The sequence below is a fragment of the Pseudomonas sp. D1-1 genome, from assembly GCF_051132225.1.
GTDB lineage: Bacteria > Pseudomonadota > Gammaproteobacteria > Pseudomonadales > Pseudomonadaceae > Aquipseudomonas.
Genome location: NZ_CP071676.1, coordinates 1,612,518 through 1,638,261, shown reverse-complemented (window position 1 = coordinate 1,638,261; position 25,744 = coordinate 1,612,518). Strand labels below are relative to the sequence as shown.

The window sequence follows — 25,744 nt, the reverse complement described above, 5'->3', positions numbered from 1 at the left end:
AAGCTAATCGCTAGGGTGCTGGCTTATCGCCCGCATCCCTTGCCAATAAAAAGGACCTCGCAGTGAAGAATTTCTTTGGCGCCTCCCTCCTCGCCGCCGGCCTGGCGTTCGGCAGCCTGGCCCACGCCGCCCCGACTCTGCTCAACGTTTCCTACGACGTGATGCGGGATTTCTATAAGGACTACAACGCCGCGTTCCAGAAACACTGGCAGGCCGAGCACAACGAAAGCATCACCGTGCAGATGTCCTTTGGCGGTTCGAGCAAGCAGGCGCGCTCGGTAATCGATGGGCTGCCAGCGGATGTCATCACCATGAACATGGCGACTGACATCAATGCCTTGGCCGACAACGGCAAGCTGGTTCCGGATAACTGGGTCACCCGCCTGCCGAACAACAGCGCGCCGTTCACCTCGGCCACCGTGTTTATCGTGCGCAAGGGCAATCCGAAAGCGCTGAAGGACTGGCCGGACCTGCTCAAGGACGGCGTCCAAGTGATCGTGCCCAACCCGAAAACCTCGGGCAACGGCCGCTATACCTACCTTTCGGCCTGGGGCTATGTGCTGAAGAATGGCGGCGATGAGAACAAGGCCAAGGATTTCGTCGGCAAGCTGTTCAAGCAGGCCCCTGTGCTGGACACCGGCGGTCGTGCCGCGACGACTACGTTCATGACCAACCAGATCGGCGATGTGCTGGTGACCTTTGAGAACGAAGCGGAAATGATCGCCCGTGAATTCGGTCGCGACCAGTTCGAAGTGGTCTACCCAAGCGTCTCCGCCGAAGCCGAGCCACCGGTCAGCGTTGTGGATAAAGTCGTCGAGAAGAAAGGTTCCCGCGCCGCCGCCGAGGAGTACCTCAAATACCTGTGGTCGCCCGAAGGCCAGGAAATTGCCGCCGCCAACTACCTGCGTCCTCGCGACCCGGCGGTGCTGGCCAAATACACCGACCGTTTCCCGAAAGTGGATTTCCTCTCGGTGGAAAAAACCTTCGGCGACTGGCGCACCGTGCAGAAGACCCATTTCAACGATGGTGGGATTTTTGACCAGATCTATAGCGGGCAATAAGCCCCGGCTCAGCTAACCAGTCAAAACTTGTGGGAGCGAGCTTGCTCGCGATTGCGTCTGTATACTTAGCATCACTGATACAGAAAGACCGCTATCGCGAGCAAGCTCGCTCCCACAAGAGTCTGAAGACCACCATCAATTCCGGGCATGACTGCTATCAACCCCAAGCCCTGTTCCAGTGCCCTGCAAGTCTTTAGCCTCTCGCCATCCCTTTCAATCGATCGATGAGATTGCCATGAGTGCTCATTCACCCGCCTCGCCCGCTGCCCTGACCCGAGGCATGGTCCTGCTGTTTGCCTTCTGCTGCGGCGCCATCGTTGCCAATATCTACTACGCCCAACCCATCATCGAACTGATCGCGCCCGACGTCGGCCTGTCCAGCACCATGGCCAGCCTGATCGTCTCGCTGACCCAGATCGGCTACGCCCTGGGCCTGTTTTTCCTGGTGCCGCTGGGGGATCTGCTGGAAAACCGGCGCTTGATGATTTTCACCACCGTGGTGGCAATTGCCAGCCTGCTGGGCGCGGCGTTTACCGAGCAGCCGAACGTGTTCCTGCTGGTGTCATTGCTGGTGGGGTTCAGTTCCGTCTCGGTGCAAGTGCTGATTCCGCTGGCGGCGCACCTGGCACCGGAAGAATCCCGGGGACGGGTCGTGGGCGGGATCATGGGCGGCCTGCTGTTGGGGATCCTGCTAGCGCGGCCGGTGTCCAGCCTTGTCGCCGATCACCTTGGCTGGCGGGCGATGTTCATGATCGCCGCCGCGTTGATGGCGGCAATCAGCATCGTCCTGGCATTCACCGTGCCCAAGCGCCAGCCCGAGCACCGCGCCTCCTACGCGCAACTGCTGGGCTCGCTCGGCACCCTGTTACGCCAGCAGCCGCAGTTGCGCCAGCGGGCTTTGTACCAGGCGTGCATGTTTGCCACGTTCAGCCTGTTCTGGACCGCCGTCCCCCTGGAGCTGTCGCGCAACCATGGTTTGTCCCAGACTGAAATTGCGCTGTTTGCGCTGGTCGGCGCCATCGGTGCCGTCGCCGCGCCGATTGCCGGCCGCCTGGCGGACGCCGGCCACACCCGAATTGCTTCGCTGCTGGCCATGCTGTTCGCCAGCCTGAGTTTCCTGCCGGCGTTCATCCATCCCGCTTATAGCGTGATCGGCCTTGCGGTGACCGGCGTGGTTCTGGATTTCTGCGTGCAGATGAACATGGTCCTGGGCCAGCGCACCATCTACGCCCTTGACGCAAAAAGCCGCAGCCGCCTGAACGCGCTGTACATGACCAGCATCTTTGTCGGCGGCGCTTTCGGTTCGTCCATCGCCAGTGCCGTCTACGAACATGGCGGCTGGCTGTGGGTGGTGATCATCGGTAGCGCCTTCCCGTTGCTGGCCCTGTTGCGTTTCCTGAGTGCTTCGCAGAAGGCTTCGCTGGCGACGGCCTGATACCGTCGAGCAAAAAAAACCCGACAGGCCAGGACCTGTCGGGCTTTTTTCATGGAGCGGTCAGACCCGCACGTTGCCCCGCGGCCCGGCAATCGCCCAGATGATCAGGCCCAACACCGGCAGCAGGAGAATCAGCAGCACCCACAGGACTTTCGCCCCGGTGCCCGCGCCACTCTTGAGCACATTGATGATCGCCCAGATATCGAGCGCCAGGATGATCAGGCCAATCAGGCCGTTGAAAGTGGAACCCATGGTGTCGCTCCCGAATGGTGGTATGCACACTTAGGATAGCGGGGTCCGGGCAAGGGTTCCGTTTATTGTTTCAGACGTGAACCGCGATCTTGAGCGCTTCCAGGGCGGGGGCCGCGGCGATGCCGACTTCGCCACACAACTCCAGCACACGCGGCACGTCGTTGCCGTACACCAGCACCATCTGCAATTCATCGTCGAGCAACTGGCTGAAGTTCATCAGCACGTAGCCGCCGCTCTCCTTGTTCAGGCTGCTCATCTGGATCTGGATACGATTGAGCGCGGTCAGCGCCTCGGTCTTCGCCAGTTGCTTGGGCTTGAGGTTGAACGCGACGCCAGGGCCGAACGAGGCGACGATCTGCTCGAACAGGTCGACGTAGGAGTCGGCCTGGAACAGCACGGTGTCCGGCAGACTGCCTACCACCACCCACTCCCCCAGCGGGATCGGGAAGCTGTCGTCATAGTTGATGTCCGGGTTCGCCGCCAGGAACGTCACCGGGTCGGCGTAGGCCTGGGCCGCTTCGTCGGCGATTTTCTCGATGTCCGCCTCGCCCAGGCAGCCGGAGCTGATTTTGCTGATGAGTTCGACGAGTGCGGCTTTCATGGGGCGGATCCTGTGGCTGAATTTTCTGGCGCGCAGGATAGCGCATCACCCCAGGTCAAGTCAGGAACCCTGTAGCCAGGGAGCCAGGCTTCAGCCCAACAACTTTTCCAGCTGCGCCGTGGTGTCCACCGCCCCCATGGTCCTGGCCGCGTCCAGCGCCGAGACGCCGTTGGCATCCTTGGCCTTCGGGTCGGCGCCTTTGCTGATCAGGTAATCGACTATTTCCACTCGGTTGAACATCGCCGCCATCATCAGCGCCGTGCGGCCATCGAACGAGGAGCCTTCGACTTGCGCGCCGCCATCGACGAGGGCCGAAACCACCGCCAGATCGCCCTTGAACGCCGCACCGGCAATCGGGCTCTGGCCGTTGTCGTTGCGGATTTCCGGATCGGCCTTATTCTCCAGCAGCACTTTTACCGTCTCCACGTGCCCGTGGTACGCGGCCAGCATCAGCAAGGTGTCGCCCTTGTGATTGCGCAGGTTCGGCGGCAGGCCCTTGCTCAACAGCGCGGCCATCATCGCGGCATCGCCCTGACGAGCGACGTTGAATACCTGCTCGGCAAACTCCGCAGCTTCTTCCGGGGTCATCTGGCGGCTTGTATCGGACATGGACAACTTCCTCTGGCTTTTGCAAAGCCGCTAGTTTCCCGAGGGACTCAAAGCCTGTCATCCCTTTTTTCTCTGCAAGAGCCATAGCCACAATCAATAGCGGTACTGCCCACCCTGGATCCGCGTCGCCAGTTGGCGGTCCACCCGCACGTAGGTCGAGGTGTCGGGGAGCCAGGCGTAGATCGGTTCCTCGCCCGTGAGGCAGGGGTCAAAGGCTTCGGCCTTGAGGCGGGTTTTCTGGTACTTGAACGTGCCGGTCGTTTCCATCTTCACCTTGATCCGCAGGAACAGCGGCACCGCGTAGGCCGGCAGCTTGCCTTGCAGAAATTGCAGCAGCTCGCTGAAATCCAGGGTCGCCAGGGACTCGGCCGGGGTGATCGCGGCCATCCCGGCGCGGCCGTTGGTTCCGGTGATCTCCACGCCGTAGGCCACCGCCTCGGCGATCTGTGGATGTTGCAGGAGCGCGTTTTCGACTTCGGTGGTGGAGACGTTTTCGCCTTTCCAGCGATAGGTGTCGCCGAGGCGATCAACGAACTGCCCGTGGCCGAAGCCGATATTGCGCAGCAGGTCGCCGGTGTTGAAATAACGATCGCCTGGGACGAAGACGTCTCGGCAGACGGTTTTTTCGGTCTTGGCCGGATCGGTGTAGCCATCCAGCGGCGCCTTGTCGTCGATGCGCGCCAGCAGCAGGCCCGGCTCGCCCTTGGGGACTTTCTGCATGCGCCCTTGCAGGTTGCGCAACGGCGCGCCGCTGTCATGGTCGTACTGCACCAGTTCCCAACCCATCAGGGAAAACCCGACCGTGTTATCGAAGTTCAGGATGTTGGTGAAGCCGATATTGCCGTCGCTGGCCGCATACAATTCACAGATATGGCCAATCCCGAAGCGGGTCTTGAAGGCCAGCCAGGCGCCCGGGCGCAAGCCGTTGCCGATCATCTTCCGGACCTCATGCCGCCGGTCGTCGGCGCTGGCGGGCTGCTCGATCAGGTAGCGACACAGTTCGCCGACATAACCCAACGTGGTCGCCCGGTAGCGACGCACGTCGCTCCAGAATTGGCTGGCGCTGAACTTGCGGCGGATGGCGAACCCCGAGGCACCGCAAACTGCCGCGCCCCAGCACACACACAGGCCGGTGGCGTGATACAGCGGCAGCGTGCAATAAACGACGTCATCGGGCTGCATGTCCAGGGCGATCAGGCCAAAACTGGTCGAGGTGCGCATCCAGCGTCCATGGCGGAATACGCCGGCCTTGGGTAACCCGGTGGTGCCCGAGGTGTAGAGATAAAAACAGGGATCGTTGAAAAACACCTGTCTGCCAAGCGGGTTATCGCCTGGGTAATCCTCGCTGCCGACCATCAGGTCGACGAATCCGCACGGAACCGCGCCACTGTCCTGGTCGGCAACCCACCAGGTCCGCGCATCCGCCAGCGCCGTTCGGCCGCGCACGTCGTTGAAGACAGCGACCCGTTCATCCCCGACCACCACCGCCACCGGCGCGACCAACGCCAGGCTGTGCACCAGGGCATCTCCGGTTTGCGATGTGTTGATCATCGCGCTCACCGCCCCGACCTTCGCCACCGCCAACACCGTAATCAGCAGCTGCGGGCGGTTTTCCAGAACAATCGCCACGCAGTCGCCCTTGCCAAGACCTTGCGCCAGCAAGTAATGGGCAATGCGATTGGCCTGTTCGTTGACCTGTGCATAAGACAGTACCGTGTCGCCGCAGAGCAGCGCCGGGCCGTGGGGATTGCGTTGCGTGGCCTGTTCGAAACACCAGCCAAGGCCGCAAGGCTGGGTGGGGTCCTGGACGTTGGCGAGTTTCAGGCCCTTGATGATTCGCGGAACAACTTTGGCGATGACGGGCAGTTTGCGCAGCATCATGCCCCAGGTAATAGCGTCGCTGGGTGTACGACTCATGGACGATCCTTCCCCGTTCGACCTTGTGGGCCGCGGTTCTTGTTATGGGTTGGGCGAATCTGGAGGGAAATTACGCCAGCGATTCCGGTGCTGTACATGCGGTTTTTGCAATGTTTTGTATCCGCTGCGGGGAACAGGCGAAGCGGGAGCGCCAGGATGCGGTTTGGTTCCAAAAATAATCGAGCACCCCCGCAAAATGCAGGATGCACGATGGCCGTTCATGCAAGATGCACGAATGCAAAAAACCCTGAAAATATTAACTTATTGTTTTTAAACGTATTTTTTATAATTCCAATGCTGGCATAGACACTGCAACTACCCCTCCACGGTTTGCCATACCATGGAGCAGTCAACTATGAACATGATTCAAGAGAAGTTTGCATCGCTGTTTTCCAACTACGAAGTCACCACGCAGCCTCGCCCGGACGGCGGCATTCTGCTGACCTTGCGCAACAGCGATGGCAAACTGTTCAAGCGTACGATTTCCTACGCTCAGTTGCATGCCGGGGACCAACTTTCCTGGGCGATCAGTGCCATTCGCCGCGACCTGGCTGAACAGGCCAGCGAACTGCCACCGGTCGCGATGCTGCAGAGCCAGCACCGTTTCGCGCTGCCGACCTATCACAGCGCCTGACAGCCAACAGCTTCAAGCTCTGAACAAAGACAGGCCATGGAACCCAGCGGTTCCATGGCCTGATTTTTTCAGCAGCGAGAAGGCGTTCAGAAGCGCGAAGGTTCGATCTGCGCGAAGCTTTCAACCGTCGTGTGGCCGGCCAGATCACCGCCCTCGCGGGCCAATCCACAGGTTGCCATTCCGGCATTCCTGGCCGCGTCCAGTTCCTCGACGATATCCGACAGAAACAGGATTTCCTGCGGCGCGATCCCCATCGCCTCGCTGATTCGCCGATACGACTGCGCGTCCCGCTTGGCTCCCGACGTGGTGTCGAAATAACCGCTGAACAACGGCGACAGGTCGCCAGCCTCGGAACAGCCAAAAATCAGCTTCTGTGCCTGGATCGACCCCGAGGAATAGACAAACAACCGGTAACCTTGCTGATGCCAGGCCTCGAGCGCCTGCGCCGCGTCAGGATAAACGTGCCCTTTCAACTGGCCGGCCGTGTATCCCTGCTCCCAGACCATACCCTGCAAGGCCTTGAGCGGCGTGGCCTTGCGGTCTTCGGCAATCCAGCCCAGCAGGATCGCGATGACCCGTTCGACGTCTGCGTCCGGCTCGGCACTGTCGCGGCGCACGGCGTCCAGTTGCTCCGCGACGTCGGCACGCCCGGCGTTGTGCCGGACAAAATCCGGCAGGTGTCGGGCGGCATAGGGAAACAGCACGTCGAATACAAAACTGACCGCGCTGGTGGTGCCTTCAATGTCGGTGAGGATGGCCTTGATCGTCACGGGCTCAGTCCTCCAGGCGCGGGAAACGGCTGGCGATTTCATCACCGGTGAACTTGGCGACCCAGCCTTCCGGGTTATTGAACAGCCGAATGGCGACGAAATGGGGGTGTTCGCCCATGTCGAACCAATGCGGCGTACCGGCGGGCACCGAGATCAGATCGTTCTTTTCGCACAGTACCGCGTAGACGTAGTCGTCGATGTGCAAGGTGAACAGGCCACGACCGGCGACAAAAAAGCGCACTTCGTCCTCGCCGTGACGGTGTTCATCCAGAAACTTGGCGCGCAGTTCGGCTTTTTGCGGGTGGTCGCTGTTGAGGCTGATGACATCCACCGTGACGTAGCCGCGCTCGGTCATGAGCTTGTCGATCTGGCTCCGGTAGGCGCCAATCACTTCCTCCTGGCTGGCGCCGGGCTGGATCTTCGTCGCGGCTTCCCAACGATCGAAGCGCACGCCTTTTTCGGCGAGGGTCGCGGCGATGTCTTCGAAATGGGTCAGGACCTTGTTCGGAATCTCGGGACTTGAAACGTGATAGACGGACAGGCTGCTCATGGTCATGGCTCCAGCAATTTAACGGTTCAAGAGTGTGCGAGTCTTGAGCTCGCATTCGAACAGGAACTCGAACGCCTCGATTTGCCGCAGCGCATCGTTCATGCCCGGCCCCCAGGTGTACAGGCCGTGCCCACGGATCAGATAACCGACGCAATCGGGGTGCGCGTCGAGCCAGGGCTGAACCTTGGCGGCGAGACGCACGATGTCCTGGTCGTTGTCGAAAATCGGCACGCGAACCTGGGACTCATGGGTCGTGACTCCGCTGAAGGCCTTTTGCAGCTCGTAGTCCTCGAAGTCGATGAAGGCTGCGCCGGTCAAGCGCGAGAGCACCGTGGCATTCACCGAATGGGTGTGCAGCACCGCGCCGATCTGCGGCCGCCAGCGATACAGCTGCGTGTGCAACAGGGTTTCGGCAGACGGTTTCTTGCCCGGCTCCAGGCTGTTGCCATCCAGGTCGGTGGCGAGCACATCGTCGACGCCCAGTTGCCCCTTGTGTTTGCCGGAAACGGTAAGCAGGGCCTGGTCGGAAGACAACCGGGTCGAATAATTGCTGCTGGTGGCCGGGGACCAGCCGCGACCATACAGAAAACGCCCGGCGTCGATGATTTCCCGGGTGAGTTGTTCACGGGTAAGGCTCATGGCCTGTCCTCTTGCATGCGTGTGGCAATGATAACGGCTGCAGCGAAGGCTGCGAGACTGGCGATGTTGAAAGTCCAACCGGCGCCCAGGGCATTCCAGCTGTAGCCGGAATACAACGCGCCCAGCGCCCCGCCGGTTCCGGCCAGCGCGGCGTACAGCGCCTGCCCCTGACCTTGCTGGCGTGAGCCGAAGCTACGTTGCACGAAATGGATGGCAGCGGCGTGAAAGCTGCCAAAGGTCGCTGCGTGCAGGACCTGGGCAAGCAACAGCACCCAGAGAAACTCCGCCAACGACCCCAGTAGCAACCAGCGCAGCGCCGCCAGCAGGAAGCTGGCCATCAACACCCGGCGCATGGAAAACCGCGCCAGGATCCGGCTCATCAGCAGGAAAACCAGCACTTCCGCAACCACGCCGACGGCCCAGAGCATGCCGATCAATCCGCGGCTGTAGCCCAGGCGCTCCAGGTGCAACGTCAGGAAGGTGTAATACGGCCCATGGCTCAGTTGCATCAGGCCGACGCAGGCATAAAACGCCAGCACGCCCGGATTGCGCAACTGCCGCAGGAAACCGTCCCCGGCCACCCGCGGCCCCTGAACGGGCTGGGCGTTGGGCACCCAGAAACTGCTGAGCACGATGCCACCCATGATCAACGCCAGCGCCACGGGATAGATGTCCAGGCTCAACCATTCGAACAACCGACCGAGCGCGACCACGGTGATGATGAAGCCGATGGAGCCCCACAGTCGGATCTGGCTGTAGCGCGCCGCCTGCCCGCTCAAGTGGGCCAGGGTGATGACTTCGAATTGCGGCAGTACCGCGTGCCAGAAGAACGCATGCAGCGCCATGACCATCGCCAGCCAGGCGTAGCTTTTGTCGATGAAGATCAGCGAGAAACTGAGCAGCGTACAGATCGCGCCAAACCGCACGATTGCCAGGCGCCGGCCGGTGTAGTCACCCAGCCAACCCCAGAGGTTCGGCGCGACGCAACGCATCAGCATGGGAATCGCCACCAGCTCGCCGATGCGCGCGGCGTTGAACCCGAGGTGATCGAAATACAGCGCCAGGAACGGCGCGGTCGAACCGAGCAGCGCAAAGTAAAACAGATAGAAGCTGGAAAGCCGCCAGTACGGCACTGCCGCCATGGTCGTCAGGCCACGGCGGTCGGCAGGCCAGCCATCAAAGCTGACCCAACACCGGCGTGCCGACCCGAACGTCGGCGTTCTGTCCGCGATGACGCAACAGGTGGTCCATCAGCACGATCGCCATCATCGCCTCGGCAATCGGCGTTGCGCGAATGCCCACGCAAGGGTCGTGGCGGCCCTTGGTGATGACATCCACCGGGTTGCCGTGGATGTCGATCGAGCGTCCCGGCGTGGTGATGCTGGACGTCGGCTTCAATGCCAGGTGGGCAACAATCGGCTGGCCCGAAGAGATGCCGCCAAGGATGCCGCCGGCGTTGTTGCTCAGAAATCCCTCGGGAGTCAACTCGTCGCGGTGTTCGGTGCCACGCTGGGCGACACAGGCGAAACCGGCGCCGATCTCCACGCCCTTGACTGCGTTGATGCTCATCAGCGCGTGCGCCAGTTCGGCGTCGAGACGGTCGAAGATCGGCTCGCCCAGGCCAGGCATCACGCCTTCGGCGACCACGGTGATTTTCGCGCCGACCGAATCCTGATCCCGGCGCAACTGGTCCATGTAGGCTTCAAGCTCGGGTACCTTGTCCGGGTCGGGGCTGAAAAAGGCGTTCTGCTCCACCGAATCCCAGGTCTTGAACGGGATTTCGATCGGGCCCAGCTGGCTCATGTAGCCACGGATGACGATGCCCTGGCTGGCCAGGTACTTCTTGGCAATTGCCCCGGCCGCTACGCGCATGGCGGTTTCCCGGGCCGAACTGCGACCGCCGCCACGGTAGTCGCGCTCGCCGTATTTGTGATGGTAGGTGTAGTCGGCGTGGGCCGGGCGGAACAGGTCCTTGATGGCCGAGTAGTCCTTGGACTTCTGGTCGGTGTTGCGAATCAGCAGGCCGATGGCGCAACCGGTGGTGCGACCTTCGAACACACCGGAGAGGATTTCGACTTCATCGGCTTCCTGGCGCTGGGTGGTGTGGCGGCTGGTGCCGGGCTTGCGGCGATCAAGGTCACGCTGCAGGTCCTCCAGGGAAATCTCCAGGCCCGGCGGGCAGCCGTCGACAATGGCGACCAACGCCGGGCCATGGCTTTCGCCCGCGGTGGTGACGGTGAACAGCTTGCCGTAGGTATTGCCGGACATGCAGGGTGCTCCGTGGAATCGCTGAAAAATCGAGATGGGCGCCAGTATACGCAGGCTCCCCGAGTAGTTCATCCTCGAACCTTATCGGTACGCGCCAGTCCAACCGGCACCTTCGCAACTAATGGCGTCATGATGTTAAAACTGTTTGCCTTGAGTCTCGCCCTCTTGACTGGCCTGGTTTGCGGCCAGGCCCAGGCCACCGTCCTGCAACGTCCCATCAGCCTCGACACCGGCAACGGTGAACTTTTCGGCTCGCTGCTGTTGCCCAAGTCCGACACACCGGTGCCCGTTGTCCTGATCATTTCCGGGTCAGGTCCTACGGATCGTGACGGAAACAACCCCGAGGGCGGGCGCAACGACAGCCTCAAGCGCCTGGCCTGGGTACTCGCCAGGCATAACATCGCCAGCGTGCGCTACGACAAGCGCGGTGTGGCCGCCAGCCTCGCCGCCACGCCGGACGAGCGCAACCTCAGCGTCGAGGCCTACGTCGCCGATGCCGTGGCCTGGAGCCACAAGCTCGCCGCCGATCCGCGACTGGGCCCGTTGATCCTGCTGGGCCACAGCGAAGGTGCGCTGATCGCCAGCCTCGCCGCGCCCCAGGCCAACGCTGCGGCAGTGATTTCGGTGTCCGGCAGTGCACGGCCGATCGACCAGGTGCTACGGCAACAACTGAGCAGCCGCTTGCCACCGGCGCTGATGTTGCGCAGCAACGAGTTACTCGACAGCCTCAAGGCCGGGCGCCCCGACGCGGACGTTCCTGCGCAGCTGCAGGTGATTTTCCGTCCCAGTGTGCAGCCTTACCTGATCTCCTTGTTCCGCCAGGACCCGGCCCAAGCCTTCGCGGCATTGAAGATGCCGGCGCTGATCATCCAGGGCAGCCATGACATCCAGGTCAGCGTCGAGGATGCCAGGCAGCTGAAAGCCGCCAAGCCTGACGCACAACTGGCCCTGATCGAGGGCATGAACCATGTGATGCGCATTGTGCCCAACGACGTGAAGCGGCAACTGGCGTCCTATAAAGACCCCAATCTGCCCCTGGCGGCTGAACTGGGTGTGCAGATCCTGCGCTTTATCGGCTCGATCGGTTCCCGTTGAGCGGACTTGATCGCCATACCGGCCAATTGCCCTCCAGTCCTGGCGAAAACGGCCGATAAACCGACGTCGGTCAGCGCAATGGCTGTCGACAAGCCGGCCTGGACAGGATTTTGCCGTTATGACTGAGACTCAAACTTCTCCCGACACCGTCGCCGAACCGGCCGCCGCGCCTGCGGTGGAGCAGCCTTGGGCGGATGTGCAGGCCGAGCAGCATAAAATGCTCCGGCTGGCCCCGCTCAAGACCGATCGCGCCACCGGTGTGCGGCCCTTGCGCTTTGTCGAGTTCAGCTACGCCGAGCGTCACAGCAAGGAGCGCAGTTTGCTGCGCATGAGCATCAAGTTGCCGGGCCAACGGGTGCGCAAGGAACAGAACCATCTGGACGTCTGGGCCGACCACGTCGAGAAACGTCTGTCTTTCTCCCCTGACAACTTGCAAGTCGAGCCTTTGAATCGTGGGCTCGGACGCTTTCTCGCCGCTCAGGGCATCACCTGGGCGAAGAAGCGCTGGTCGAGCTATCGGGTGGACGGCAGCGACCTGAACAACAAGGACGCGCTGAACGAAGACACGCGCCTGCGCCGCGATCACTTCCTCAAGGCCCACGGCTTCGAGGTGGTCTACGCCGACGCCCAGCATCTCAAGGGCAGCGTCAAGGCCGCCCAGGTTGGCGACCTGGTGGGCGACTGGAACACCGAGAAGCTGCAGTTCGTCGAGATTCTCGAAGCCGCGCAGATGCTGCAACAAGCCGAGCAGAACCTGGCGGAGCAGGAAGTCAAACTCAAGAAGCAGGAAGAGAAGGTCAACAAGTTCAAGCGCGAAGACACCGGCTTGCGCTTTACCATCACTTGCCTGGTGGCGTTTGCGATGTTCCAGGCGGGATTGCTGATCTGGATTGCGACGCGGCATTGAATCCAAGCGCGTGAATAACCCTGTGGGAGCGAGCTTGCTCGCGATAGCGATTGAACAGGCAACACATCTGTTGGTGACAGGCCGTCATCGCGAGCAAGCTCGCTCCCACATTGGATTTTCGACGGATACAAATTTCACGGCCCACAGGGAATCACTGTGGGAGCGAGCCTGCTCGCGAAGGGGCCGGCACATCCAATATCTTCATCGACTGACACTCCGCCTTCGCGAGCAGGCTCGCTCCCACAGTAACTGTGGCGCGACGCCACAAAGGCAGCCCAGCGTCAAACCCTTGAGGCAAACAACACCTGATGCTGGCGGCACTGTCCGGCGCTGAGCATGAACACGCCATGCCCGCCGCGTTCGAAGTCCAGCCAGGCGAAGTCGACCTCCGGGTAAAGCGCCTCGACATGCACCTGGCTGTTGCCCACCTCGACAATCAACAGGCCCTTCTCGGTCAGATGGTCGGCCGCCTCGGCCAGCATCCGGCGAACCAGGTTCAAGCCGTCATCGCCACAGGCCAGGCCCAACTCAGGTTCGTGCTGGTATTCCTGGGGCATGTCGGCGAAATCCTCCGCGTCGACGTAAGGCGGGTTCGACACGATCAGATCGAAACGTTGCCCCGGCAAGCCATCGAAACCATCGCCCTGGACTGTGAACACCCGCTCATCGACGCCATGGCGCTCGATATTCTGATTGGCCACCTCCAGCGCTTCGAACGACAGGTCGGCCAACACCACTTCGGCTTCCGGGAATTCATAGGCACAGGCGATCCCGATGCAGCCGGAACCGGTGCACAGGTCGAGGATCCGCGCAGGCTCCTGGCCCAGCCAGGGCTCGAAGCGTTTTTCAATCAGCTCGCCGATGGGCGAACGCGGGATGAGCACGCGTTCGTCGACGATGAAAGACATTCCGCAGAACCACGCTTCACCGAGCAGGTAGGCAGTCGGAATGCGCTCGGCAATACGTCGGCGCAGCAGGCGCTGTACATGCACCAGCTCTTCGTCTTCGAGACGGCAATCCAGATAGCTGTCGGCAATTTCCCAAGGCAAATGCAGCGCGCCCAACACCAGTTGGCGAGCCTCATCCCAGGCATTGTCGGTGCCATGGCCAAAGAACAGATCCTCGCCATGGAAACGGCTGACGGCCCAACGAATATGGTCGCGCAGGGTACGAAGGCGGGAAGTGATCACAGCGGCAAACTCCAGAGAAATCGACGGGCGAGTCTACCAGCCAAACCCGCACTCTCCCAAACACCCCCCGCGAGAAACGAAAAACTCCGATCCAGCCGTAGGATCTTTCCATTTTTTGCACCGCCCGTTGAATAAGATGGCGATCTTGATAAGGCTGTAGGCCAGCAACGACGGCCCTTGCGATGGAAGCGATTCACAGAACCGCTCAGCCGGAGGAGAATGTCGCAAAAGCCCCACTCGAAGGAGCCCCAGAATGTCCGTTCCAAAAACGATGTTTCAACTCAGCGGCCGCGGTTATGCAGCGGCCAACCTGAGTCAAGCGACGCTGATCATCATCGATGCCCAGAAAGAGTATCTCGCCGGCCCCCTGGCCCTCAGCGGCATGGATGCGGCGGTCGCGAACATCAAGCAACTGCTCGGCGCAGCCCGCACCGCCGGCCGGCCCATCGTGCATGTACGCCACCTCGGTACCCACGGCGGGCTGTTCGACCCACAGGGCGAACGGGGGGAATTCATTCCAGGCCTTGAGCCGCGGGACGACGAAACCATTATCGAAAAGCTCTTGCCGAGTGCTTTCCACGGCACCGAACTGAAGAAGCGCCTGGAAGATTTCGGCCCACTGGATCTGATCGTCTGCGGTTTCATGAGCCATTCCAGCGTCAGCACCACCGTGCGCGCCGCCAAGAACCTGGGCTTTCGCTGCACCCTGGTCGAAGACGCCTGCGCCACCCGTGATCTGCCGCACAAGGCCGGCGTGCTGAGCGCCGAACACGTCCACCAGACTGAAATGGCGATCATGGCGGACAACTTCGCCACCCTGGCCATGACCCGCGACTTCACCTGACAGCGCTGATGAGCGGCTGGTTGCGCCGCTCATCCGCAAAAACGTCTCATTTGCTGCAATTGTCCCGGCTTCAGGAACAACCCGAACATCTTCCGGTCGAAGGGCCGATACCCATTGAGGAAGGTCGGAATGAAGTTATCCGATGGTTTTGACGCACGTCGCTTGCGGCCCAAGGGCCCGAGCAACTGGCGATTTCGTATCGGCGCAGGGATCGCGGCGCTGCTGGCAACGCTCGGTGTGCTGCTGGCGATGGCCGGCGCCGCCAGCCTGCTCGGCCGTCCGCCCGCGCTGGGCGAGTTGAACGCCACCCCGCTCGGCTCGGCGATCATCCTGGCAATCGGTCTGTTGGTCCTGCTGTTGGGCATCTGGCTCTGGCGCCGTTGCCGCCGTCGCGCCCGCCAATCCCTGGAGCTGGCCATGGCTCCCCATCTGATGAAAAAACACGACTGATCCGCCATCCGACGTTTTGTCGCGCCCTATCCCAGCGGAGTTGGGTAAACTGGCCGGCCTTCGCGGAGGCTGACATGCAAGACGACGACTTTTCCCTGTTCAAAAGTGCGATCCAGGGCGTAAAACCGATCAAACACGATCGCGCCGAAACCGGCAAGCCAAAGGCCGATCGCGCGCAGATCGCCAAGTTGCGCCAGGCCGCCACCGTGCGCACCGATGCAACAACCGTGGATGGCCTGTCCGATCAGTTCGTCATCGACGTCGGCCCTGAAGACGAGTTGATGTGGGCGCGCGACGGGGTCCAGGAAAGCCAGATGCGCAAGCTGAAGGTCGGTCAGATCCCCTTCGAAGGCAGCCTCGACCTGCACGGTATGACTGTCGAAAAGGCCCGGGAAACCCTCTGGGCCTTCCTCGCCGAAGCCACCCGATTCGAAATCCGCTGCGTGCGCGTCACCCACGGCAAGGCGGTGCGGCTGGACGGCAAGCGACCGATGATCAAGAGCCACGTCAACACCTGGCTGCGCCAGCACCCGCAAGTGCTCGGCTTCACCTCCTGCCAGGCCAGGCACGGCGGCGCCGGGGCGGTCTACGTGATGCTCAAGCGCACCATGATGGAAGGTCGCGACGAGTAACCCTCGATTGCCGAGCTTGCAGCGCCGTGTCCGCCACCGTACCCTTGCCCTTTGCGTAAAATCCCACAGGTAGTTTCATGTCTCTGGAACAGAATTACACCGCTATGTGGGGTGGGTTCTTCTAAGACGCACGGGGCAATGAAAACGGGACTTCTGCACTCAGCATCACCTGCTTAATCACTCCAAAACACGTCCAGTGGTACGGAAATTGGTACGAGCGGTCTTCCTAGGACGGCTTGTTTGCGGCGTTCATCCACGAGCAGGGACTATAAGCTCAAATGACATCTAACAAGACATACGAAGAGCCTCGACCAGCCATCCCAGCAGACCTCCGCCGGTCTGTTGAAGTCGAATCAGGCCACTGCTGCGCTATTAAAGGCTGCAATGAGCATACCTACCTAGAAATTCACCACATTGACCAGAACCGTAACAATAACACTCTAGAAAATCTTATTCTGCTATGCGATAAGCACCATAAAATGTCTCATGCCAACGTCATTGATCGAAAGGCATTGAAACAATATAAGGATCTGCTTGCTGACTCTTTCAATAATTTGATCACTGATAAATTCGAAGAACTAAAGGCTTTAATCACCGGTGACAAACCGTCAACCCTTGCGCCAATAAACTCCACTGACCAGCCTGCCAACCATCAAGTTGAGAAGCGTGCTGCCTCCAGATCCGACATACTAAACTTTGCTCTTATCCATGTAGCTATAGCCCACTATGAAAAAGAGAATAAGCTGTACTTTGAGCATCAAGTAGAATTTCGCCAAGGGGATACTTCACTAACGCTAGACGCTCTACGCCAAGACGACGATTTACAAGAGGACATCATTCTTGATGTCCATTACTTACGTAAACCTTATCTGGATGCGCCTGTTTACGGCCCTTGGCTCGCTAAGAAAATCGAAATCTACGAGCTTCTCACTGGACGTCCCGCCAAAGGTGTGCTTATCGCAGTGGTAGGTCGCGAGCGTATGCTTGAAGGGAGTTACCTAGACCTTACTCAACAAGGCATCAAGTCATGCGAAGGTAAAGTTACACTTCAGGTTTATAGTTGCGAGCAGGTAGGCTTTCACCCCGGAACAGTAAGTGCCGCCATGTTTGCCTCGAATCTTAAGAGCTCAACTTTACCGTCGGCTTAGCAATATACCACCTAAGTCCTGTGTAAGTTTATCAGCATGCACACCTAATTGAGCCCATATCGCCATGCAGCGTAATCGAACGACCAAGGCGTGGGTATCTTCCGACTCGCTTTTATGCTGATAAGAATGGTATTCGCCTTTAAAAACATTACAAGCCGTTTGGTCGGTGTCCCTGAAGAACTTTGTTAATAGCTGATCTAACCGCGCAGGCTCATATCGGTGCCCCACGGCATTACGGAGCGCGTTTAACGATGCAACCGCTTTCCATAAATCAACATCTCCGGCAGAACCTATGATTGCCTGGGCTAGCTTGGCTGCAGTGCCGAAGGTAAATATGTCGTTCTCTTTGAAAGGGCGGCTATAAATGGCTACACCAGCCGATATCACATCATGCAGCCTTTCTTCGACCATCATGTGCCCTCGAAGTACTGCGGTGAGCAAATTAGCGGGGCCATCAAATGCCTTATGGAACAGCGCAATTTTCGCGTCTAAATCTGTAGCAAATAACTTTCTCACTATGCCCCCTCCTTAAATACCCCCTATTTATCCTGCACGCTGCTCAACGGTACGCAATTGACTATATTCAGTGACATGCTGCCTGATAAATCGACCAATCACCTCTCCCAATGTTACAGGTACGGCATTGCCAATTAACCTACCAACCTTAGCAAAGGAAACAGGCTCTCCATCGGGAAGAAACGAGTAATCACGTGGAAACCCTTGCAGCATTGCTGCTTCGCGAAGGCTTATAGCTCTGTCCTGCTCAGGGTGTCCAAAACGACCGTTTCCATAGCCAAAACATTGCGTTGTAATGGTGGGAGCTGGAGAATCCCACTCCATCCGTCCGTAAACTGAAGGGTAAGTTGCACCAGTTTCCTTTGTGTGGCACGAGGAAAGAAGTTCTTCAGGCCAGTCCCTCCAAGTACCGCCGGGAATCGAAGAGCGTATCCGCCTCATATTCAGTGCACTGAGTCGACTAGCTTTATGAAGTTTATCGTTCGGATCTCCTCCCCCCGCTACTATCTTAGGAAGACCACCAATTGTGTCCTGCACTGTTTTCTGAGGCAAATCGAAGTCAGGGATTTCGATTGGACCCAACTTCGAAGCAACAAGCACTAGTCGCTTTCTAGTTTGGGGAAGACCGATCGAATTACATTCGATAACCTTCCAATCCACCCAATAACCCTCAAGCTTTTCTAAAAAAGTTTTAAACACGTCCTGCTGCGCCAATGGAGGGACGTTCTCCATTGTCACGATATCAGGCTGCACCTCACGTATAACATTTCCGAAGTGCTCCGCAAGACGCCAATCCTCGCTTCGCCCATCACCCGCACCAACTCCATGCCTCTGTTTTGCGGCACGTGAATATGTGGAGAAAGGCTGGCACGGCGCGCAGCCGGCAAGAAGTGTAAAATCACCGCCCGACAGCGCCTTCTTAACTTCCGCGACGTCCAACGAAGCAACGTCGGCTTGCAGAAACCTAGCATTTGAATTTGCTTCAATAGCATGAGCACAGTTCGGGTCGATATCAACTCCAAGGGTCACTGAAATACCGGAGCTCTCCAACCCGTAAGTAAGACCGCCGGCCCCACAAAACAAATCGACCGCCAAAATTTTTTCTGTATTGCGCATCAAACGGCCGCCACATAATGTTTATCGTCTACAAACTTCTGAAATGCATCTACAGCATGCTCCATGTACTCAATAGTTACATCAGCAAGATCCTGTATACTCTGCAAACTCAATTCACGCGCACCGTCTTCAAACGAGCGCCTTCCATGTGCAATCGCATTTCTTCTGTCAGCCAAAAACTCCAGCGGGGTTTTATCTGCATATGTCGAGCTCTTGGCCATCTTTATCGCCAACGCCGCCGTAAACCTAAAATCCACTTTCAGTCGTTGCGAAAAAGTATAAATTACCTTATCCGACCACGTTCCAGATGGCTTTTTAAAAGTAAGCTCTCGAATTGGCTCTTTGGTTAACAGTTTTAAGGCAGCCTTGTGAACAACGTCCAGGCGGGTGTCTTCATTCCCATCCCCTCCTGAAGCCGCATAGTACCGAAGCCATTCTTTCAAAGTTTCCGTTGTCCATTCAGAAGGACGAGCGGCTTGAACTGCCTCTCCAACCTCCTGAATCGTTCGTGTCATTACTGACTCAACTATGTTATACAAATGGACTATCAGGCCTGACTTAATTGTCAGCAAGTGCCGCACTGTTACTGCCGTCTCTCCAATCGAAACCGGATCGCCGGAGATAAGTCTGCGGTCCAAAGCGTGCGCCAGGGCCATATGGACAGAAAACTCTTCTTTCCGCTCTGCCAAAGCCGCTCGTAGAGTAGTCATTCGTTAACCAACATACGTACCACAACGTCAATCCGTCCCTCTAGCTTGGAACGCACGTTCGCTCCATCGGAGACAACGACACTGTCGAAATGCTCGGTTTTCATTCGTTCTGAAATCACCTTAGAGTCAACTTCCAAATCAGGAAACTTCCTCAAGGCAAGTGCTGAGCCCACCGCTATAGCTTCAAACCTGACACGCGGCACCGTGTTCGCAGTTCCATTCTTTCTGAAGCCCAACTCAAATGTTTTTCGGACAAAATCCAACATCCGAAAAAACTCTTCACTCATCTGCTCGATAATTTCCGGATTATCCTTAGCAGCCGAGTTAGCATCTTTCAGATAATCATATATAAATTTCTTTGGACGATCTCTATAACCAGGAAACCGACCATCGGGGGTATCATTTCTATTCAGGTACGCAAAGAAACGAGTAACGAGTTCTTCACGCTCCCGTGAACTTATCGCTTTAGCAGTTAGTGGAGTCATCGCCACAAACCTGCGATCCTCTGCTAATTTGGTTATCATTTCGGTCACTGCACCTGGCAGTGATCCTCGGCGAATTTCTGCTTCGTTTGCAGTCGTTCCCATCCGATTGATACGTGCAAACATCTCCGCTCGTGTAGACGGGTCAGTATCCGTATCAAGAATAATTGTACGTATAGTTATATCTTCTAGCTTATTAACTCTGTCAGCATGAAGATCCTCAACCGAAAAACCGTTCAGCTCAGGGACCAAAACCAAGTCACGCAGACGGAGCCCTTCTTTGAGGAACGACCTCATAGCTCTCATTCTCTGAGACCCGTCCACAATTTCCATCCTACCGTCCCCTGTTTGATAAAAAAACATAAATGGGATAGGCAAACCTATTATTAACGATTCAATAAATTGCGATTTCTGCTCATCGTTCCAAGCAAGATTTCGCTGGTATGATGGAACAAAGTATCGGTCATCTATATCGTTTTTAAATCTGTCGACATACATGGAAACGGGATACTCAGCGACGTTAAACTTAACCTGACGCGCTACAACAGAAACGGCAGCCTCAGCCTCACGCTTTGACTCTTCAGTTGGCTTAACGCCCCTGCTTTTCTTGACCATTTGTATTGCAACCCCCGGGCTGAGTAACATAGCTGTTTTAAACCATCGAAAAATCAAATACTTGCTGAGCAATCAAAAGGCTCGCATGATATCACGCCTGAAATGGCCAATGCTCCTGCCCTAGCGTTGACCGGGCATTATCGACACGTAACCCGCCAAAGCTGACCCAGCTTGGTGGTGTAACTCCGGCTCATCATTTCTCTACGCATCCCCCAGTCCGGTTCTGCAGGCACCCCGGCCGTGCGTAACGTCCCTCTCCCCCACCGACTATTGATCTCATCCAGTACGGTCATTAGCTTCGTGGCGTCAGTTGGCTGGGAGAATGCGAACAGATCGTCGGTATACTCTCCCGGTTGACAGAGGTTCATCAACAACACTTCCGCCTTGCTGTACTTGAAGCCTGGCCGAAACACCCGATCAAGCGAATCCACGGCCGCCTTCGTCAGCAATCGTACATCGTCAGTCGGATATGGCAGGTCAATCAGCACCCCATTGGCATACTTCGCCTCCTCGGGATTAAACATGCCGGTGCGGATGCTCACGCGGACCTTCTTGCACAGCGACTTCTGCGCTCTGAGCTTTTCCGATGCGCGCATCATGTAGGTGGCTACCGCTTCCTTGATCGGGGCCAGCTCCGTGAGCCGCATACCAAACATCCGGCTACAGCAGATTTCTTGCTTCGGCGGGTCCGGCTCGTCCAGCTCCAGGCACGGCGTGCCGGCCAGCTCCCGGGCGGTCTTTTCGATCACCACGCTGAATTTCTTCCGTAGCGTCCACGGATCGGCCTTTGCCAGGTCCATCGCGGTCTTGATGCCCATGGTGTCCAAGTGAAGTTTCATCTTGCGACCGACTCCCCAGACTTCAGACACGTCGGTGTTGCGCAACACCCAGTCGCGCTTAAACGGGTCGCAGATGTCGACAACGCCGCCCGTTTGCGCCTGGAGCCGCTTGGCGGTGTGGTTCGCCAGTTTTGCCAGGGTTTTGGTATGAGCGATCCCTACCCCAACCGGGATGCCGGTGCAGCGCAGCACCTGGCTGCGGATCTTCCGGCCGAGGGCATCCCGGCCGTCGATGCCGGTGAGATCCGCGAAGGCTTCGTCGATGCTGTAAACCTCGACGGCCGGCACCATTGCTTCAATGAGGGTCATCACGCGCTCGCTCATGTCACCGTAGAGCGCGTAATTCGACGAGAACGGGACGATGCCGTGTTTCTGCAGCTTGTGCTTGATCTGGAAATACGGCTCGCCCATCTTCACGTAGGGCTTGGCGTCGTAGCTGCGGGCGATCACGCACCCGTCGTTGTTGCTCAGCACGACGATGGGCACGCGGACCAGGTCCGGGCGGAACACTCTTTCGCAACTGGCGTAGAAGCTGTTGCAGTCGATCAGGGCGAAAACGGGCTGGGCTTTAGACATGGCTGCGCACGCTGCAGGTGATAACGCCCCAGATGACCAGCTCGTCGCCCTCGAGCACGTACCTTGGTGGGTACTTTGGGTTCTCCGACAGGAGAATCACCTCCTTCCCACGGATGCAGAGGCGCTTGCACACGGGTTCGTTGTTCAGCAGCGCCACGACGATGTGACCATGCGCAGGTTCCATCGCACGGTCCACAACGGCTAGGTCCCCTTCAAAGATCCCAGCGCCTTGCATGCTCTCCCCGGCGATGGAAACCAGGTAGACATGCGGAGCGCGAATGTTCAGAACCTCATCCAATGAGATGTGCGCTTCGATGTGGTCCGCCGCTGGAGATGGAAACCCGGCGGGCACACGAAACGAACACAGGGGCAGCTTCAAGCCACCCTCAGCAATAGGGCCTAGAATTGAAAAGCTCATGACGCACCGATCCAAAAATACTGTACGAACATACAGTTAACTTTGTACAAGGTTCGCGGTCAATTTTGTATAGGAAAAATCTGACAGGCGGGACAGCTCATGTGCGGGAGATTCGTGCAGTACGAGGGCATGGCGGTGTTTATGGAGGAGCTTGGCCCTCAGCTGCCATTGTTCGGCGGGTACGACGCAGAGCCGATCAGCCGGTACAACGTGGCTCCGACGACCCGCGTGCAGATCCTGCACAGCACAGAGGCAGGTATCCACATCACTCCAGTGAGGTGGGGATGGGCGCCCTTTTGGGCGAAGGGAAAACGTCCGGATCCGATCAATGCCAGGATCGAGACCGTTACGACGGGAAAGTTTTTCAAACAGCTTTGGCCGGCCGGGCGCGCACTGGTGCCCAGCGAGGGTTGGTATGAGTGGGTTAAAGACCCAAATGATCCGAAGAAAAAACAACCCTATTTCATCCGGTTGAAGGATCAGAAGCCGATGTTCTTCGGGGCGCTCGCACAGGCCCGTCCAGGTCTGGACGAGCAAGACGGTGACGGTTTCGTAATCATTACCGCGTCATGCGACCAGGGCATGGTAGATATCCATGATCGCCGGCCGTTGGTGTTATCACCTGAGCAAGCGCGGGAGTGGCTGGACCCGGATCTCAGCCCAGGGCAAGCAGAGGAAATTGCAAGAGACCATTCCAGGCCTGAGGCCGATTTCGAATGGTATGCCGTGGGAAAAGAGGTGGGGAATGTCAGAAACCAGGGAGCACAGTTGTTGCTCCCCTGGAATCCGGAAGAAAACTAAGCCTGACTGCGTTGATCCAGAAGGCGGGCCGCCTCTGGGAATCCCACCCAGCGTGCGTTCTGGTCCAACCCTCGCCCAGCCAGCACCACGCCGGCCCAGTGATTCAGATCCACCTCCCCGCGTGCCACCGCCGCCAGCAGCTCGGAGGGGAAGATGTTCAAGTATTTATCAGCGGTTTCGGTTTCCATGGTCTTGGTCCTTCGTTTGTGTGACCACAGTAACGCTCCAGCGTAATCACATAGCAAGCGGATCAGATCGAGCGCGACAACCATTAAAACAGCCCTCCCAACGCTGCCGGCTCCCAGTTCATGATCACCAGTTCACCGCTGACCTCAGCCTTGCACTGACGCTGGTTCGTGTTGCTGTACCGAATGTCCAACGTCTCGAAGTGAAAGCCTTCAAACACGCGACGGATGTCCGGGTGGTCGTTGATGCTGACCATTACCTTGCCCTTGCAACGACGCATAAAGTCGGCCATCCGCTCGTAATTCTCGAACGGGAAATCCACGCCATATCCAGCGGTCTGCCAGTACGGTGGGTCCATGTAGTGGAACGTATGAGCGCGGTCGTAGCGCTCAGCACAATCAAGCCAGGGAAGGTTTTCGACGTAGGTGCCGGACAGTCGCTGCCACGCGGCCGAGAGGTTCTCCTCGATCCGCAGCAGGTTGATGGCCGGGCCAGTGGTCGCGGTGCCGAACGTCTGCCCGGTGACCTTGCCGGCGAAAGCATGGTGTTGCAGATAGAAGAACCGGGCGGCGCGCTGGATGTCGGTAAGGGTTTCGGGACGGGTCATTTTCTGCCACTCGAACAACTGGCGGGAGCTGAGCGCCCATTTGAACTGGCGCACGAATTCTTCCAGGTGGTTCTGCACAACGCGATAGAGCGTCACCAGGTCGCCGTTGATATCGTTCAGGACTTCAACGGGTGCGGCCTGGGGTCGCATAAAGTAAAGCGCGGCACCGCCGGCAAAGACTTCGACATAGCACTCGTGTGGAGGAAAAAGCGGAATGAGGCGGTCGGCTAGGCGACGTTTGCCGCCCATCCAAGGAATGATGGGTGAAGACATTTTGAGCAAGACCTTACTGTATGGATAGACAGGTGCTAGACTCGCCGCGCTTTGTGCACGGAGCAGGAGCCTTGGCTGGACTTGCAGGGGTAATCTGCGAGCGAAGCGGTCAGATTGAATGTTGTCGCATCCAATCTGACCGCTCCTTTTAGTTTTATTGACCTACCCAAGGCACGCACTTGAACCGAACTCGGCTTGCACCAATGGGTAGCGGAAACGGATCCTCATGATAATTAGGTGGCTATTACAGTTTCATAGGTCCACTGTGGGAGGCTACAGAGGACTTACACATGGACAGTCATCAACGTTTGCATGACAAAGTTATGAATTACGCGGAGACTCAAATTCACAGTATTTTGCTAGGCGTAGGAGAAGCTCAATATCATCATGACCAGCTTCTACGAATGTTAAATGGGTTTGTTCACTGCGCAATAATCTCCAATACCGAAGCGGAGCTGATACGAGGCGACGCCAAAATGGCTCTCGATAACTCTTTCCACGCAGCTACCGCGCTAAATTTATATCCTTCAGATAAGCCTGACAGGCGGCAAGTTTAATTAATCCTTGGTCGCCGTCATTGGTGATGCTGATAATTCTTTGAGCATGCGCCGGGTTAAGTCGGGCACGTGTGGTTCCATGAACCACGCCGCCGGCGCTGGTGGTGGCTGGCACCGCACCGCTGCAGGTGGTATCGGTGGCGTCGAGTAGGACTGACAGCCGGACATCAGCAGTAGCGAGGCGATCACGCAGGCGATCCTGGTCACGTTGGGCATCGGTTAGGGCTCGATAGTGGGTTTGGTCATTGGCGGCCAGCCGCTGCTCCAGGGCCAGGCGCTTGTCCTGCTCGGTGCGCTGCAGCGCGGTCGAGGCCAGGGTTATTTGGTTGAGAGTTTCGGTGTGGAGCCGGGCTTGTTTTTCCAGCTGCTGACCGTATCGCCAGCCTTGAACCGTCCAGGCGATGACCGCCGAAGCGGCAACCAGAGCGAACAACAGAAGCCCGGCGGCCAGCACGCGGTACTGCAGCGGGATCATGTCGACGAGACGCATAACACCGCCCTCGCCCGCTCCCACAGCTGCAGGCGTTCCTGCAGACCATTGAGCCCGCCATTGATTTTCCGGGTGATCGTTTCGAACTCACCCCGATCAGCCAACACGTTCAACTCCCTGACCCACCAGAACCATGCAGCCGACTCGGCCGCCCATAGGGGCAGCTCCAGTAGTTCAGGCGTACGCAACAGGCGCTCGTCCCCGAACAGCGCCAAGCTGCAGCGCAGGTAATTGTGGGCACCGGTAATCTGGATTAAGCCGCGACCACGATAGCGCTGGCCATCACCGTCAGGCTCGGGCGTGTTGCCGAGTTTCGAAGCCAGCGAACCGGTGTCGTATTTACTGAGGTACTGATCGCCGCCCAGCTCCCGCACGTACTGCAGTTGGCCGGACTCATGCCCAACCTGGGCCAGGAATGCCGCCTGCCGCTTGGGCGTATCGATCTGTCGGTGTGCCATGGCGGCGTTCAGGGCCGATACAAAAACGCCCGCTTGGCGGCGGGCGTTGGGCATGATGCGCTGTAGTTGCTGCTCAGTGAGTGGCATGGGGACTCCAA

The 25,744-nt window shown here is 58.3% G+C and carries 30 protein-coding genes; 10 read left to right on the top strand and 20 right to left on the bottom strand.

The features are described from left to right. Window positions 1-62 precede the first annotated feature (62 nt). Complete coding sequence (locus tag J3P86_RS07395) at window positions 63-1,061, top strand: sulfate ABC transporter substrate-binding protein (RefSeq protein ID WP_434569423.1); 999 nt, start codon at window positions 63-65, stop codon at window positions 1,059-1,061. A 235-nt stretch (window positions 1,062-1,296) separates the two neighbouring features. Next, complete coding sequence (locus J3P86_RS07390) at window positions 1,297-2,496, top strand: MFS transporter (protein WP_434699802.1); 1,200 nt, start codon at window positions 1,297-1,299, stop codon at window positions 2,494-2,496. Window positions 2,497-2,556: 60 nt separating this feature from the next. Here the strand turns inward: J3P86_RS07390 and J3P86_RS07385 are convergent, their stop codons facing one another. From J3P86_RS07385 to J3P86_RS07370, 4 genes are all read right to left on the bottom strand, one after another. Then, window positions 2,557-2,748 carry a PLDc N-terminal domain-containing protein gene (locus J3P86_RS07385; RefSeq protein WP_053149901.1) on the bottom strand — a complete coding sequence of 64 codons (192 nt, stop codon included), beginning with the start codon at window positions 2,746-2,748 and terminating at the stop codon, window positions 2,557-2,559. Window positions 2,749-2,818: 70 nt separating this feature from the next. Next, the gene (locus J3P86_RS07380) at window positions 2,819-3,349 is read right to left on the bottom strand and encodes a hypothetical protein (protein WP_434569425.1); all 531 of its coding nucleotides are present in this window, start codon (window positions 3,347-3,349) and stop codon (window positions 2,819-2,821) included. Window positions 3,350-3,439: 90 nt separating this feature from the next. Further along, a complete protein-coding gene (locus J3P86_RS07375) occupies window positions 3,440-3,958 on the bottom strand; it encodes an ankyrin repeat domain-containing protein (protein ID WP_305496129.1) in 519 nt (172 codons plus the stop codon). A gap of 93 nt (window positions 3,959-4,051) precedes the next feature. Next, window positions 4,052-5,875 (bottom strand): long-chain-acyl-CoA synthetase, encoded by a 1,824-nt coding sequence (locus J3P86_RS07370; RefSeq protein WP_434699801.1) that lies wholly within the window; start codon window positions 5,873-5,875, stop codon window positions 4,052-4,054. A 355-nt stretch (window positions 5,876-6,230) separates the two neighbouring features. Here J3P86_RS07370 and J3P86_RS07365 point away from each other — a divergent pair, with 355 nt between their 5' ends. Beyond that, complete coding sequence (locus tag J3P86_RS07365; RefSeq protein ID WP_186637286.1) at window positions 6,231-6,509, top strand: DUF3509 domain-containing protein; 279 nt, start codon at window positions 6,231-6,233, stop codon at window positions 6,507-6,509. Window positions 6,510-6,595: 86 nt separating this feature from the next. On the opposite strand, the gene mtnC is transcribed toward J3P86_RS07365, so the two are convergent. The 5 genes from mtnC to aroC are packed head-to-tail and all read right to left on the bottom strand — an operon-like array spanning window position 6,596 to window position 10,736. After that, complete coding sequence (mtnC, locus tag J3P86_RS07360; RefSeq protein ID WP_434625309.1) at window positions 6,596-7,279, bottom strand: acireductone synthase; 684 nt, start codon at window positions 7,277-7,279, stop codon at window positions 6,596-6,598. Window positions 7,280-7,283: 4 nt separating this feature from the next. Then, on the bottom strand, window positions 7,284-7,829 hold the full coding sequence (locus J3P86_RS07355) for a 1,2-dihydroxy-3-keto-5-methylthiopentene dioxygenase (RefSeq protein ID WP_434699799.1): 546 nt from the start codon (window positions 7,827-7,829) through the stop codon (window positions 7,284-7,286). 18 nt (window positions 7,830-7,847) lie between these two features. Further along, window positions 7,848-8,468, bottom strand: coding sequence for a methylthioribulose 1-phosphate dehydratase (locus tag J3P86_RS07350; RefSeq protein WP_434699797.1), 621 nt, complete (start codon window positions 8,466-8,468; stop codon window positions 7,848-7,850). Beyond that, complete coding sequence (locus tag J3P86_RS07345; RefSeq protein ID WP_434699796.1) at window positions 8,465-9,610, bottom strand: MFS transporter; 1,146 nt, start codon at window positions 9,608-9,610, stop codon at window positions 8,465-8,467. The genes J3P86_RS07350 and J3P86_RS07345 overlap by 4 nt, the downstream gene beginning before the upstream one ends. 34 nt (window positions 9,611-9,644) lie before the next feature. Next, window positions 9,645-10,736: a chorismate synthase gene (gene aroC / locus J3P86_RS07340; RefSeq protein WP_434625315.1), complete on the bottom strand. Its 1,092-nt coding sequence runs from the start codon at window positions 10,734-10,736 to the stop codon at window positions 9,645-9,647. A 129-nt stretch (window positions 10,737-10,865) separates the two neighbouring features. On the opposite strand from aroC, the gene J3P86_RS07335 reads away from it, so the two are divergent. Together J3P86_RS07335 and J3P86_RS07330 are read left to right on the top strand one after the other, a co-directional pair. Beyond that, a complete protein-coding gene (locus J3P86_RS07335) occupies window positions 10,866-11,831 on the top strand; it encodes an alpha/beta hydrolase (protein WP_434699795.1) in 966 nt (321 codons plus the stop codon). 118 nt (window positions 11,832-11,949) lie between these two features. Beyond that, entirely contained in the window at window positions 11,950-12,738 is a 789-nt protein-coding gene (locus tag J3P86_RS07330) for a hypothetical protein (RefSeq protein WP_434569433.1), read from the top strand. Window positions 12,739-13,019: 281 nt separating this feature from the next. On the opposite strand, the gene prmB is transcribed toward J3P86_RS07330, so the two are convergent. Continuing rightward, the gene (prmB, locus tag J3P86_RS07325) at window positions 13,020-13,928 is read right to left on the bottom strand and encodes a 50S ribosomal protein L3 N(5)-glutamine methyltransferase (protein WP_434699793.1); all 909 of its coding nucleotides are present in this window, start codon (window positions 13,926-13,928) and stop codon (window positions 13,020-13,022) included. 253 nt (window positions 13,929-14,181) lie between these two features. Here prmB and J3P86_RS07320 point away from each other — a divergent pair, with 253 nt between their 5' ends. The 4 genes from J3P86_RS07320 (at window position 14,182) to J3P86_RS07305 (ending at window position 17,002) form a co-directional block, all read left to right on the top strand. Next, a complete protein-coding gene (locus tag J3P86_RS07320; RefSeq protein ID WP_434699789.1) occupies window positions 14,182-14,772 on the top strand; it encodes a cysteine hydrolase family protein in 591 nt (196 codons plus the stop codon). Between the two features lie 129 nt (window positions 14,773-14,901). Further along, window positions 14,902-15,222, top strand: coding sequence for a hypothetical protein (locus J3P86_RS07315; protein ID WP_305496140.1), 321 nt, complete (start codon window positions 14,902-14,904; stop codon window positions 15,220-15,222). Window positions 15,223-15,296: 74 nt separating this feature from the next. Continuing rightward, window positions 15,297-15,854: a Smr/MutS family protein gene (locus tag J3P86_RS07310; protein WP_434603147.1), complete on the top strand. Its 558-nt coding sequence runs from the start codon at window positions 15,297-15,299 to the stop codon at window positions 15,852-15,854. Between the two features lie 278 nt (window positions 15,855-16,132). Beyond that, entirely contained in the window at window positions 16,133-17,002 is an 870-nt protein-coding gene (locus J3P86_RS07305) for an HNH endonuclease (protein WP_434699788.1), read from the top strand. On the opposite strand, the gene J3P86_RS07300 is transcribed toward J3P86_RS07305, so the two are convergent. The 6 genes from J3P86_RS07300 to J3P86_RS07275 all read right to left on the bottom strand — a co-directional run bounded on the left by J3P86_RS07300 (window position 16,988) and on the right by J3P86_RS07275 (window position 22,274). Next, entirely contained in the window at window positions 16,988-17,518 is a 531-nt protein-coding gene (locus J3P86_RS07300; protein ID WP_434699787.1) for a hypothetical protein, read from the bottom strand. The two genes, J3P86_RS07305 and J3P86_RS07300, sit on opposite strands and share 15 nt — an antisense overlap. Window positions 17,519-17,545: 27 nt before the next feature. Further along, window positions 17,546-18,634, bottom strand: coding sequence for a DNA cytosine methyltransferase (locus J3P86_RS07295; RefSeq protein ID WP_434699785.1), 1,089 nt, complete (start codon window positions 18,632-18,634; stop codon window positions 17,546-17,548). Continuing rightward, complete coding sequence (locus tag J3P86_RS07290) at window positions 18,634-19,344, bottom strand: MAE_28990/MAE_18760 family HEPN-like nuclease (RefSeq protein WP_434699784.1); 711 nt, start codon at window positions 19,342-19,344, stop codon at window positions 18,634-18,636. Before J3P86_RS07290 ends, J3P86_RS07295 begins: the two co-directional genes overlap by 1 nt. After that, a complete protein-coding gene (locus J3P86_RS07285; RefSeq protein ID WP_434699782.1) occupies window positions 19,341-20,513 on the bottom strand; it encodes a DUF262 domain-containing protein in 1,173 nt (390 codons plus the stop codon). Before J3P86_RS07285 ends, J3P86_RS07290 begins: the two co-directional genes overlap by 4 nt. Window positions 20,514-20,578: 65 nt before the next feature. Then, a complete protein-coding gene (gene umuC / locus J3P86_RS07280; protein ID WP_434699781.1) occupies window positions 20,579-21,856 on the bottom strand; it encodes a translesion error-prone DNA polymerase V subunit UmuC in 1,278 nt (425 codons plus the stop codon). Next, window positions 21,849-22,274 carry a LexA family protein gene (locus J3P86_RS07275; RefSeq protein ID WP_043041970.1) on the bottom strand — a complete coding sequence of 142 codons (426 nt, stop codon included), beginning with the start codon at window positions 22,272-22,274 and terminating at the stop codon, window positions 21,849-21,851. The genes umuC and J3P86_RS07275 overlap by 8 nt, the downstream gene beginning before the upstream one ends. Before the next feature lie 99 nt (window positions 22,275-22,373). Between J3P86_RS07275 and J3P86_RS07270 the strand changes: the two genes are divergently transcribed. Then, window positions 22,374-23,075 carry an SOS response-associated peptidase family protein gene (locus tag J3P86_RS07270; RefSeq protein ID WP_434699780.1) on the top strand — a complete coding sequence of 234 codons (702 nt, stop codon included), beginning with the start codon at window positions 22,374-22,376 and terminating at the stop codon, window positions 23,073-23,075. Here J3P86_RS07270 and J3P86_RS07265 read toward each other — a convergent pair. From J3P86_RS07265 to J3P86_RS07250, 4 genes are all read right to left on the bottom strand, one after another. Beyond that, window positions 23,072-23,263: a hypothetical protein gene (locus tag J3P86_RS07265; protein ID WP_411386991.1), complete on the bottom strand. Its 192-nt coding sequence runs from the start codon at window positions 23,261-23,263 to the stop codon at window positions 23,072-23,074. The genes J3P86_RS07270 and J3P86_RS07265 overlap by 4 nt on opposite strands. A gap of 83 nt (window positions 23,264-23,346) precedes the next feature. Continuing rightward, window positions 23,347-24,141, bottom strand: coding sequence for a DNA adenine methylase (locus J3P86_RS07260; protein ID WP_434699779.1), 795 nt, complete (start codon window positions 24,139-24,141; stop codon window positions 23,347-23,349). 504 nt (window positions 24,142-24,645) lie between these two features. Then, on the bottom strand, window positions 24,646-25,188 hold the full coding sequence (locus tag J3P86_RS07255; protein ID WP_434699778.1) for a lysis system i-spanin subunit Rz: 543 nt from the start codon (window positions 25,186-25,188) through the stop codon (window positions 24,646-24,648). Next, complete coding sequence (locus tag J3P86_RS07250) at window positions 25,170-25,733, bottom strand: glycoside hydrolase family 19 protein (RefSeq protein ID WP_434699777.1); 564 nt, start codon at window positions 25,731-25,733, stop codon at window positions 25,170-25,172. Before J3P86_RS07250 ends, J3P86_RS07255 begins: the two co-directional genes overlap by 19 nt. Between the last annotated feature and the right edge of the window lie 11 nt (window positions 25,734-25,744).